Raw genomic sequence first — 11,383 nt, 5'->3', positions numbered from 1 at the left:
AGATGCCCAGCGTCTCGCGCACGTTGTGGTCGGTGATGAGCACGCCGATGCCGCGTGTCTTGAGGAAACCGATGATGCGCTGGATCTCGATCACGGCGATGGGGTCGATGCCTGCGAAGGGCTCGTCCAGCAGAATAAAACGCGGCTGCGTGGCCAGTGCGCGGGCAATCTCCACGCGGCGGCGCTCGCCGCCCGACAGGGCCATGGCGGGCGAGGCGCGCAGGTGGTCCACCCGCAGCTCTTGCAGCAGGGCCGTGAGGCGCTCTTCGATCACGGCGCGCGAAAGCGGCTGGCCGTCGTCGCCGCGCTGCAGTTCCAGCACGGCACGCACGTTCTCCTCAACCGAGAGCTTGCGGAAGATGGAGGCCTCTTGCGGCAGGTACGACAGCCCCAGGCGCGAGCGGCGGTGGATGGGCATGTGGGCCACCGATTGGCCGTCGATGCGGATGTCGCCCGCATCGCTGCGCACCAGGCCCACGATCATGTAGAACGAGGTGGTCTTGCCCGCGCCGTTGGGGCCGAGCAGCCCCACGACTTCGCCCTTTTGCACAACCAGCGACACGTCCTTGACGACCTTGCGGCTGCCATAAGACTTGGCTAGGTGCTGCACCTCGAGCCGACTGCCGGCCTGGGAATCCGGGCCGGGATGGACGACAGGCTGCGCGCTCACTTTGCGTCGCCGCTCAGGTTGCTGCTGGGGCGCAGCACGGGGGCTGGCGAAGTTGCCGCCGGTGATGCCGGTGCCGCTGTGCCCGGCTTCGGGTCCTTGGGCGCGAGCACCGCACGCACGCGGCCGCCCTGGGCCGGGGCGGCGCCCGCCGCATTGGCATTGGTGCGCTGGCCGTCCACGGTGAACACGTCGGTGAGGTTGTTATAGACGATCACGGCGCCGGTGATTTCATCGCTGAGCTCGGCGCCCCGGTAGCGGCGCAGCTCGGCACGGGTGATGAAGCGCACGTTGTCGGCCTTGCCGTCGTACTCGATGACCTCGCTTTCGCCCTCGATGTACTCGTCGGGCGCGCCGGGCACCGTGTCGCGCTTTTGGCGGAAGAAGGCACGCTTGCCCGCCTCGGCCGTGACCACGCCGAACTGGTAGCCATCGGCATCTTGACGCACATCAAGCCGCGCACCGCGCAACACGATGGTGCCCTTGGTCATGACCACACGGCCCGAAAACACGCTGGTCTGCTTGAGTTCGTCGTGGCGCAATGCATCGGCCTCGATGTTCATGGGCTTGGCGCGGTCCGCCTTTTCGGCGTGCGCCACGCCCACGGAACAGGCCAGGGCAGCGAGCAGGAGGAGGGGGGGGAGGATGCTGTGGGTCATAGGGCACGAATCTTGCAATCATTGTAGCCACCCATGGGCCTTCCCCATGAAAAAGCCCGCTTGCGCGGGCTCTTGGTAGTCTTGGCAGAGACAGGCGACAGCTTGCCGTCACCCCTTTTTGGCCAGGGAGGCCAGGTATTCCACCACCTGCAGCACGGTCTGCATGCTGCCAGCCATGGTGCCGTCGGTGTAGTACTTGCCGGCCACGCCCATCGACGGCACGCCTTCGACACCGTAGGCGTCCTGCAGCTGCGACGCGCGGCGCACCTGGTTGGACACGGAGAAGGAGCCATAAACCTCCTTGAACTTGGCGGCGTCCACACCCTGCTTGGTCACCCAGGCCAGGATTTCATCGTCCTTGGCCATCTTGACCTTTTCGACGTGAATGGCCCGGAACACCTTGGCATGCAGCTCTTCGAGCTTGCCCATGCCTTCCAGCGCGAAATACAGCTTTTGCTGCGGCACGAAGCTGGCATTGAAGGCCACGGGCATGCGGCGGATGACCAGGTCCTTGGGCGCGGCCTTGGCCCAGGCGTCCAAGGTGGGTTCAAAGACGTTGCAGTGCGGGCAGCTGTACCAGAAGAACTCGATCACATCGACCTTGCCAGCGGGCGCATCGGGCGCCACGGGCTTGTCGAGCCGCTTGAAATCCTTGCCCTCCTTGAATTGGCGGACCTGGGCCAGCGCGGGCGTGGCCACGGGCAGCGTCAGGGCGGTAGCAGCGACCGCAGAGGCGGTGGACAAAGAAAACTCACGGCGTTTCATGACAAGGACTCTCCTGTTTCTATGAGGACTTACGCAAATAAGGATGCAACAACGGTTTGTGCCCTATGGCAAGCGGCATGCATGACCCTGTTTTGCGTAAGTTATGTCTATATGGGGGATGTGAGACATGCCCCCGCAAAAAGTTCAGCCGGGCGTTGTACTGCAGGTTACCGCTGCACACGCACCAGCGCCGACTCTACCCCGGCGCCGTCGAGCTTTTCCTTGAGCTGCTCGGCATCGTCGCGCTTGGTGAACGGCCCCACGCGCACCCGAAAGACGGCCCGGCCGTTTTGCTCGCGCTCGCTCACGCGGGCCTCCCAGCCCAACATGGCCAGCTTGGCGCGCTGGGCATCGGCATCGGCCTGGGTGCGGAATGCGCCCGCCTGCACGAAGTAGTCGAACGGGTCCACATTGCCCTTGGCGGCCGCCTTGGCCACGGCCAGGTCGCCCAGCGGGTCGGCGCCGGGTTTGGTTTCCGGCTTGCTTTCAGCCTTGGCGGCCTCGGGCTTGCTGGCGCCAGGCTTGGCCGCAGAAGCAGCCGCACGCACGTCGGGGGCCGACGCAGGGGCCGACGCTGCCGCCACGGCAGGCGTCACGGGGCGGGCCGGGTTCTTGCCATACAGCGGCGAGTTCGGGTCCCAGTTCTTGTTTTTCTGGGATTCGGCGGCGTCCATGTCGGCGGTGCGCCCGCCGCCCTTGTTAAGGAAGGGCACGGGCACCTTGGTCACATACACGGCCACGGCCAGCGCGGCCGCCAGGCCCACGATGACCCCGACGATGAAGCCGATGATGGTCCCGCCCGTCTGTTGTTTTTTCATAGTGGTAGTAACTGCTTACATTCTGGCCGGGGCCGACACGCCCAGCACAGCCAGGCCATTGTGCAATACCTGCGCGGTGGCCGCGACAAGCGCCAGGCGCGCGCGCTTGACGGCTTCGTCATCCACCAGAATGCGCTCGGCGTCGTAATAACTGTGATAACTGGCGGCCAGGTCGCGCAGGTAGAAGGTCACGTCGTGAGGGGCCTCGCCATCGGCGGCGGCGGTCAACATCTCGGGGTATTTGGCCAGTTGCAGCATCAGCGCCTGGGCCTGCGGGCCTTCCAGGGCCGACAGATCCACATCCTTGAGCGAGGCCACGTCGCCACCGCCCGCTTCTTGCCACGCGCGCAGCACCGAGCAGATGCGCGCATGCGCGTACTGCACGTAGTACACCGGGTTGTCGTTGTTCTGCGCCACGGCCAGATCCACGTCGAAGGTGTACTCGGTATCGGGCTTGCGGCTCAAGAGGAAGAACCGCACCGCATCCTTGCTGGTCCACTCGATCAGATCGCGCAGCGTGACATAGCTGCCCGCGCGTTTGCTGATCTTGACCTCTTCGCCACCCTTGACCACACGCACCATGGTGTGCAGCACATAGTCGGGGTAGCCCTTGGGGATGCCCACGTCGGCCGCCTGCAGCCCGGCGCGCACGCGGGCGATGGTGCCGTGGTGGTCCGTGCCCTGGATGTTGACCACCTTGGTGAAGCCGCGCTCCCACTTGGCGATGTGGTAGGCCACGTCGGGCACAAAGTAGGTGAAGGTGCCGTCCTGCTTGCGCATGACGCGGTCCTTGTCGTCGCCGTAGTCGGTGCTCTTGAGCCACAGCGCGCCGTCCTGCTCGTAGGTGTGGCCGTTGGCCACCAGCTTGTTCACCGTGGCCTCGACGCGGCCACTGGTGTACAGGCTCGACTCGAGGTAGTACTCGTCGAACTTCAGGTTGAAGGCCTGCAGGTCCTTGTCCTGCTCGTTGCGCAGGTAAGCCACGGCAAACTGGCGGATGGATTCCACATCCTCCACATCGCCGCTGGCGGTGAACGCGCGGTCGTCGGCCTTCACCGTCTTCTTGGCCAGGAAGTCGTTGGCGATGTCCTGGATGTAGTCGCCGTTGTAGAACGCCTTGCTGGCCGGGTTCTCGGGGTCGGTGGGCCAGCACTCGTCGCCGGGCTTGAAGCCCTCGGCGCGCAGCTGGGTGCTGTTCGTCAGCGTCTGGATCTGCACACCCGCGTCGTTGTAATAGAACTCGCGGTGCACCTTCCAGCCCTGGGTGGCAAACAGGTTGCAGATGGCATCGCCCAGCGCCGCCTGGCGGCCATGGCCCACATGCAGCGGGCCGGTGGGGTTGGCCGACACGAATTCGACCAGCACCTGCTGGCCGTTGCTGGCCTGGTGGCCGAAGCGCTCGCCAGCGGCCAGCACCTCGCGCACCACCTCTTGTTTGGCGGCGGGCTTGAGGCGGATATTCAGAAAGCCGGGCCCGGCGATCTCAATGGCAGCCACCCAGCGCTGGAAGGCGGGCGTGGCCTCCAGCGCGGCCTTGAGCTGCTCGCCCAGGGCGCGCGGGTTGAGTTTGAGCGGCTTGGCCAGTTGCATGGCGGCGGTGCAGGCGAAATCGCCATGCGCGGCCACCTTGGGGGATTCAAAGGCCGCTTTGGCGCCAGCGCCAGGGGAGAGGGTGTCCAGCTCAGCCGCAAGCGCAGCCAGCAGATCGTTTTTGACAGAAAGCATCGGGGGATTTTACGGGCCGGGCCGCCTTGGCACCGGCAGCCCCCTGGGCGCAGCGGGAACGCAACAAATTGTCAGCAATTCTGATGACTGGGGCCACCGTGTCAGCTTGGGCGGGTGTCCATACGTTGTAATCGGGCAATCCGACGCGGGTTGCGTCTGATACCACCATCCACCGGAGCCCTTATGAAAAAGCTTCTCTCCCTGTCTGCCCTGAGCCTGGTCCTTTCGTTTGGTGCAGCGCATGCTGCCGACGCCCCTGCCAAAGCCGCCGCCACCGCTGCGCCAGCAGCAGCCGCTGCCGCAGCGACCACGGCCGCACCCGCAGCCCCAGCGGCCCCCGCCGCACCGGCAACAGCAGCGGCACCGACCAAGCAGCAATCCAAAATGGGCACCTGCAACAAAGAGGCCGGGGAGATGAAGGGTGACGAGCGCAAGGCTTTCATGAAGACCTGCCTGTCCAACAAGCCCGCCACCCAGCAAGACAAGATGAAGACCTGCAACGCCGACACCAAGGCCAAGACGCTCAAGGGCGACGAACGCAAGGCCTTCATGAGCGAGTGCCTGAAGAAGTAAGCAAGCAAGCAAGCCAGTCCAAGGCCTTGATGCACAAAAGCCCGCCAAATGGCGGGCTTTTTGTTTTTTGCGGCTGACTGCCCCGCCCTACCAGCCGCGCGCCCAAAACACCGCAATCACCGCGATGACCGGGAACACGTGCGACTGGATCATCACCAGGCGGCGCACCTTGGCCACCTCTTGCGCATCGGGCAAGGCGCCGGTGCTGAGCAAATTGCGGCGCCAGCGGCGAAACGCGGCCGATGGCACAAAAGACAGGAGCACCATGGCCAGCACGATGGTGATCTTGATGTGGAACAGCGGCTGCGACAGATACCACGACGCCCCCTTGACGCCCCACAGCACCCGCGCCACGCCAGTGGCGATCATCACCATCCCCGCCACGGCATAGATCACATCAAGCCGTGCCAGGCGCTTGACCACGGCGGCGTTCATCCATTCGATGCGGCACAGCGCGGCCTGGCTCGACAAAAAGACCACAAAGGTCAGGATGGCCACCAGGTGCAGGGCAGCCAGGACGGCTTCGAGAGTCATGATCAGGGTTCCTTGTAGTGCCCCGTGCCTTCTCCGTGCGCCGTGCGCGCCGCGCCTTGCAGGAAGAAAAAACCGGGGGCTGCCATTGTGCTTGAGGATGACCCCACGGCAGCCCGCACCACATCAACGGGAACCCAAAAAGTCTTTGATCAGGCCGCAGCGCCCATGGGCACTTCTTGCGCCGCCGCAGTGGCGGGAACAGGCAGCGGGTGGCCGTTCAGCGCGGCGTCCAGGCGCTCATGGTCCAGCGCGTTTTCCCAGCGCGAGACCACCACAGTAGCCACGGCATTGCCGATGAAGTTGGTCAGCGAACGGCACTCGCTCATGAAGCGGTCCACGCCCAAAATCAGCGCCATGCCCGCCACGGGCACCTCGGGCACCACGGCCAGGGTGGCGGCCAGGGTGATAAAGCCCGCGCCCGTCACACCGGCAGCCCCTTTGGACGACAGCATGGCCACCAGCAGCAGCGCCACCTGGTGGCCCAGCGTCAGCTCGGTGTTGGTGGCCTGGGCGATGAACAGTGCGGCCAGCGTCATGTAGATGTTGGTGCCGTCCAGGTTGAAGGAATAACCCGTGGGCACCACCAGGCCCACCACCGACTTGCTGCAACCGGCCTTTTCCATCTTTTCCATCAGCGACGGCAGGGCGGATTCGGACGACGAGGTGCCCAGCACCAGCATCAGCTCGGCCTTGAGGTAGCGGCACAGCTTGATCACCGAAAAGCCGCACAGCCGCGCCACAAAGCCCAGGATGACCAGCACGAACAGCAGCGAGGTGATGTAGAACGAGCCCACCAGCCAGGCCAGGTTCACGAGCGAGCCCAGGCCGAACTTGCCGATGGTGAAGGCCATGGCGCCAAACGCACCGATGGGCGCGGCCTTCATCACGATGCCCACCACCTTGAACACGGGGGCGGTGAGCGCCTCCAGAAAGTTCTGCACGGGCCGGCCTGCCTCGCCCACCAGGGCCAGCGCAACGCCAAACAGCACCGCCACCAGCAGCACCTGCAGGATGTTGTCGCCCACGAAGGGGCTCACCAGCGTCTTGGGGATGATGTCCATGGCAAAGCCGGTGAGCGTCATCTCGTGCGACTTGGCCACGTAGCTTTTCACGGCTGTCTGGTCCAGGTCGGCGGGGTTGATGTTCATGCCCGCGCCGGGCTGCACCACGTTGGCCACCACTAGGCCGACCACCAGCGCCAGCGTGGAGAAGAACAAGAAGTACGCCATGGCCTTGCCGAACACGCGGCCCACGGTAGAGAGCTGCGACATGCCAGCGATGCCGGTCACGATGGTCAAAAAGATCACCGGCGCGATGATCATCTTCACCAGCTTGATGAAGGCGTCGCCCAGCGGCTTGAGCGCCTCGCCATACGCAGGCTCGAAATGGCCCAGCAGCACGCCCAGGACGATGGCAAGCACCACCTGGAAATACAGTTGCCGGTAAAAAGGCAGCCGCACGGGGTGGGCTGTGGGGGCGGAAATGGTGTGCATGGAAAGGTCTCCTGTGATCTCGGGACAGCACCACCGGGGTGCGTCGAGGCTGCCGTTTGTACCGCTGCACTTTGTTTCAGCCGATAGCCTATTGGTATTAGTCGGCGGCGCCTTCAGAGGAGAGCCCCACGCCAAGCCAAGGGTAAATACCTAGCCCGTACAACAGGCCTGCGCGGCCAGTGGCGCTCATCTTGATGAGGCCAATCAAAAAGTGTGATTGGCACGGACTGGTGCGACCCCATACCCTAGTCCCGGATTCCAAAACTCCAGGAGACATACATGCCCGCTCGCTTCCATGCTCTGGCTGTCGCCGCAGCAGTCACCGCCGCAGGTCTCGCACATGCGGGCACCGTCACTGTCGTCACCTCCTTTCCCAAGGAGCTCACGGAAACCTATCGCAAGGCGTTCGAAGCCAAGCACCCTGGCATCCAGCTGGAGATCCTGAACAAGAACACCAAAGCCGGTATCGCCCACCTGCGCGAGACGCCGGTCGGGCAGCGCCCCGACGTCTTCTGGGTCTCCGACCCGAGCGCCTTCGAGGTCCTGGGCCGGGAGAAGCTGCTCCAGAAGGCGCCTGAAGTCCGCAATCCGCTGGTTCCGGCCAAGATCGGCAACTATCCGGTCAACGATCCAGACGGCCTGTACTTCGGCCAGGCCTTGTCGGGCTACGGAATCATGACCAACACGCGCTACCTCCAAACCAACAAGCTGCCCGCGCCCAAACAATGGGCCGACCTGACCCGGCCCGTGTACTACGGGCATGTTGCAATCTCCGCACCATCGCGCTCCGGCACCACCCACCTCACCGTCGAGACCATCCTGCAGGGCGAGGGCTGGGACAAGGGCTGGCGCCAGTTGCTGCAAATCGGCGGCAACCTGGCGGCGGTGACCGACCGCAGCCTGGGCGTGCCGGAAGGCGTCAACAGCGGCCAGTACGGCATCGGCATCGTGGTCGATTTCTTCGGCTTGTCCGGCCGGTATTCAGGGTTTCCGGTGGACTTCGTCTATCCCACCGTCACGGCGGTCGTTCCGGCCAACATCGGGCTGATCGCAGGCGCCAAGAACGCTGACGAGGGCAAAAAATTCATTGCCTACACCCTGTCGCAAGAAGGCCAGGAGCTGTTGTTCGACCCCAAGGTAAGCCGCATGCCGGTGCTGCCCTACTCGGTCGCCGGGCTGAAGGTGCCCGCCGACTTTCCCAACATCTACAAGATCGCGCGCAAGGCCAAGGTGCAGTTCAACGCCGGCCTCTCGGAAGAACGCTACCCTCTGGTCACCGCCCTGTTCGACCAGATGATCACGCTGCGCCTGAAGGACCTGCAAGCCGCCACGCTCGCGATCAACGATGCCGAGGCCAAACTTGCCGCCAGGCCCAGCGCCCGTGGCACCGAACTCATCCACCAGGCACGCAACCTGGCCTACATGCCCCTGGTGGGGGAAGACGCCATGAAGGGCGGGCAGTTCCTGGAGCTCTTTCGCAAGAACAAGCAGGCCGCAGCCGCCAGCAAACAACTCACGGGCACGGAAGAAATGTGGGGCACCAAGGCAAAGACGAACTACGTCCGCGCCGAAGAACTCGCCAAACAAGCTGCAGCCTTGGCCCGGTAGTGTTCCGGCGCGGCGCCCAATGCGGCACACTTGCCCGCCATGCCCACGCCGCACCTTCGCAAATTCTGGACTGTGCTGATCCTGCTCGCGGGCATGGTGGGCAGCATGTTTGTGGCCGGGCAGTGGGCGTGGCAGCGCTCGCTGCACGAAGAAAGCGACAGCGTGCAACGCCAGTTGGCCCTGTACGGCCAGGCACTCGCCCAGCGCATCGACCGCTACCGCACCCTGCCCGAGGTGCTGGCGCTAGATGCACAACTACAAGGAGCACTGCGCCGCCCCCTGAGCCCGGCCGAGGTCGCGCAGCTCAACCACAAGCTGGAGCAAGCCAACGGCGCCAGCCAATCGTCCACCCTCACCCTGCTCAACCGCGACGGCCTGGCCGTGGCCGCCAGCAACTGGCGCACGGACACCAGCAACGTGGGCGTGGACTACAGCTTTCGCCCCTACGTACAGCAGGCGCTGGCGCAAGGGCGCGGCAGCTTCTACGGCATTGGCGTGACCACGGGCGAGCCGGGCTACTTCCTGTCGCAGGCCATCCAGGGCGACGACGGCCAGGTGCTGGGGCTGGTGGCCATCAAGATCGCGCTGCAAGAGCTGGAGCGCGAATGGCGGCAGACGCCCGACACCGTGCTCGCCTCCGACGCGCATGGCGTGGTTTTTCTCGCCAGCCAGGACGCCTGGCGCTACCGCCTGCTGGAGCCGCTGGACGATGAAGAGCGCCGCGAGCTGAACGCCACACGGCAATATTCCGACCAGCCCTTGCGCCCGCTGGATTACCGGGTGGACGACCACATGGACAACGGCGGCCGCCTGGTGCGCATGCTGCCGTCGCCCGACCTGCCCACCCGGCCCGGCCGCGTGCTGTGGCAAACCCAGCCCCTGCCCGGCACACCCTGGCAACTGCACCTGGTGCACGATACGCACAACAGCGTTGCGGACAGCCGCTGGGCCGCCGCAGCGGGCGCGGGCGGCTGGCTGGCGCTGGCCCTGCTGGTGCTGTTTGCGCGCCAGCGCAGGCGCCTGGCCGCCCTGCGCGAACTGCGCTCGCTGGCCGACGCGCTGGAGCAGCGCGTGGCCGACCGCACACGCGACCTGGACGCCGCCCGCCGCGAGGCCGAACAGGCCAACCGCTACAAAACCCGCTTCGTCGCAGCCGCCGTGCACGACCTGCTGCAACCGCTGAACGCCGCGCGCATGTTCACCTCGCTGCTGCGCAGCCACCCGCAAAGCGATGCCGACCAGCAGCAGCGCACGGTGGACAGCATCGACGGCGCGCTGGCCGCACAAGACGCCATCCTCGGCAGCCTGCTCGACATCTCGCGCATGGAATCCGGCCAGCTCGACGTGCACGTGCGCGACGTGGCCCTGGGCCCGCTTTTGCAAGTGCTGGCCCACAACTTCGGCGTGCTGGCCGAGCGCCGGGGCCTCACGCTCACCTGCGTGCCCACACACGCCGTGGTGCGCACCGACGAAAACCTGCTGCGCCGCATCGTGCAGAACTTCGTCTCCAACGCCATCCGCTACAGCCGGCGCGGGCGCATCGTGGTGGGCTGCCGCCGGGTGGGCGAGCGCCTGCTGCGCATCGAAGTGCACGACCAGGGCCCCGGCATCCCCGAAGCACTGCAGCGCGAGATATTTGAAGAATTCCGCCGTCTTGACGAAGGCCACGCCGACGACCGGGGCGCGGGCCTGGGCCTGGCCATCGTCGAACGCCTGGGCCGCCTGCTGGGCCACGAGATCGGGCTGCGCTCGCAGCTCGGGCGCGGCAGCGTGTTCTGGGTGTGTGTGCCCCTGGGCGACCCGGCCGCCGCGCAGCAGGCTGCCGCCCCCGCCACCACGGCGCAGCAACCCGGCGACGACGCCCCCCTGCAAGGCTGCAGCGCCTGGGTGGTCGAAGACGACGGCCCCACCTGCGCCGCCACCCAGGCCCTGCTGGAGCGCTGGGGCTGCGAGGTGCCCCTGGCCGGTGGCGCGCCCCAGGCACTGGCCGCCGCCCAACCCGGCCAGGCACCGCAACTGGTGCTACTGGACGTGCACCTGGGCGGCCACCACCACGGCCCCGATGTCTACACGGCGCTGTGCCAGCGCTGGGGCCAGACCCCCGCCGTGATCCTGGTCACCGCCGAACGCGACGCCACCCTGCGCCGCCAGGCCGCCGAGCGCGGCTGGGGCTTTCTGGCCAAACCGGTGCGGGCACCAGCGCTGCGGGCGCTGATGAGCCAGACGCTGCTGCGTTTGCGCGAAAAAGGCTGAGAACGGCGATTCAACGATCGCTATATATTTGATAGCTGTTAGCGCTTATTGAATAAGCGCCAAGTCCACTTTTTTCGCCTAAAACAGCCACTCCCCCCATTCCCCATTTGTCATCAGTTTTGGGGACATACAAACCCGCGCGAATCCTGTAGTTTTGGCCTTGCTCATCTTGCAAGACAACAACAAGGACACGCCACATGGCCCAGACAGCCGCTCCCATCCGCTCCCTGGCACGCCCCCTGGCCCACGCCTGGCTGCTGGCCACCGCCCTCGTGCTGGCCGCCTGCG

General features: G+C 65.6%; 10 protein-coding genes. 3 read left to right on the top strand and 7 right to left on the bottom strand.

Features of this window, described 5'->3' with window-relative positions; all coding sequences use genetic code 11:
* From lptB to argS, 5 genes are all read right to left on the bottom strand, one after another.
* Window positions 1-670 (bottom strand): LPS export ABC transporter ATP-binding protein (lptB, locus tag Q0105_RS13470; protein ID WP_298212621.1); only part of this gene is annotated, 670 nt, incomplete at its 3' end.
* Window positions 667-1,326: a lipopolysaccharide transport periplasmic protein LptA gene (lptA, locus tag Q0105_RS13465; protein ID WP_298212619.1), complete on the bottom strand. Its 660-nt coding sequence runs from the start codon at window positions 1,324-1,326 to the stop codon at window positions 667-669. The genes lptA and lptB, both read right to left, overlap by 4 nt.
* A gap of 108 nt (window positions 1,327-1,434) precedes the next feature.
* On the bottom strand, window positions 1,435-2,091 hold the full coding sequence (locus Q0105_RS13460; protein WP_298212617.1) for a thiol:disulfide interchange protein DsbA/DsbL: 657 nt from the start codon (window positions 2,089-2,091) through the stop codon (window positions 1,435-1,437).
* A gap of 167 nt (window positions 2,092-2,258) precedes the next feature.
* Entirely contained in the window at window positions 2,259-2,909 is a 651-nt protein-coding gene (locus tag Q0105_RS13455; protein ID WP_298212614.1) for an SPOR domain-containing protein, read from the bottom strand.
* Window positions 2,910-2,924: 15 nt separating this feature from the next.
* Window positions 2,925-4,634 (bottom strand): arginine--tRNA ligase, encoded by a 1,710-nt coding sequence (gene argS, locus Q0105_RS13450; protein WP_298212612.1) that lies wholly within the window; start codon window positions 4,632-4,634, stop codon window positions 2,925-2,927.
* Window positions 4,635-4,817: 183 nt separating this feature from the next.
* Here argS and Q0105_RS13445 point away from each other — a divergent pair, with 183 nt between their 5' ends.
* Window positions 4,818-5,207: a PsiF family protein gene (locus tag Q0105_RS13445; RefSeq protein ID WP_298212610.1), complete on the top strand. Its 390-nt coding sequence runs from the start codon at window positions 4,818-4,820 to the stop codon at window positions 5,205-5,207.
* 87 nt (window positions 5,208-5,294) lie between these two features.
* On the opposite strand, the gene Q0105_RS13440 is transcribed toward Q0105_RS13445, so the two are convergent.
* On the bottom strand, window positions 5,295-5,741 hold the full coding sequence (locus Q0105_RS13440) for a DUF2214 family protein (protein ID WP_298212608.1): 447 nt from the start codon (window positions 5,739-5,741) through the stop codon (window positions 5,295-5,297).
* A 149-nt stretch (window positions 5,742-5,890) separates the two neighbouring features.
* Window positions 5,891-7,234, bottom strand: coding sequence for a dicarboxylate/amino acid:cation symporter (locus Q0105_RS13435; RefSeq protein WP_298212606.1), 1,344 nt, complete (start codon window positions 7,232-7,234; stop codon window positions 5,891-5,893).
* Window positions 7,235-7,513: 279 nt separating this feature from the next.
* On the opposite strand from Q0105_RS13435, the gene Q0105_RS13430 reads away from it, so the two are divergent.
* Together Q0105_RS13430 and Q0105_RS13425 are read left to right on the top strand one after the other, a co-directional pair.
* Complete coding sequence (locus tag Q0105_RS13430) at window positions 7,514-8,842, top strand: extracellular solute-binding protein (protein ID WP_298212604.1); 1,329 nt, start codon at window positions 7,514-7,516, stop codon at window positions 8,840-8,842.
* A gap of 39 nt (window positions 8,843-8,881) precedes the next feature.
* Complete coding sequence (locus Q0105_RS13425) at window positions 8,882-11,095, top strand: ATP-binding protein (protein WP_298212602.1); 2,214 nt, start codon at window positions 8,882-8,884, stop codon at window positions 11,093-11,095.
* Window positions 11,096-11,383: the final 288 nt, after the last annotated feature.

Origin of the sequence: Acidovorax sp., assembly GCF_027492855.1 — a bacterium.
GTDB lineage: Bacteria > Pseudomonadota > Gammaproteobacteria > Burkholderiales > Burkholderiaceae_C > Acidovorax.
The sequence above is the reverse complement of the archived record's forward strand: the minus strand, read 5'-3'. Positions and strand labels throughout refer to the sequence as shown.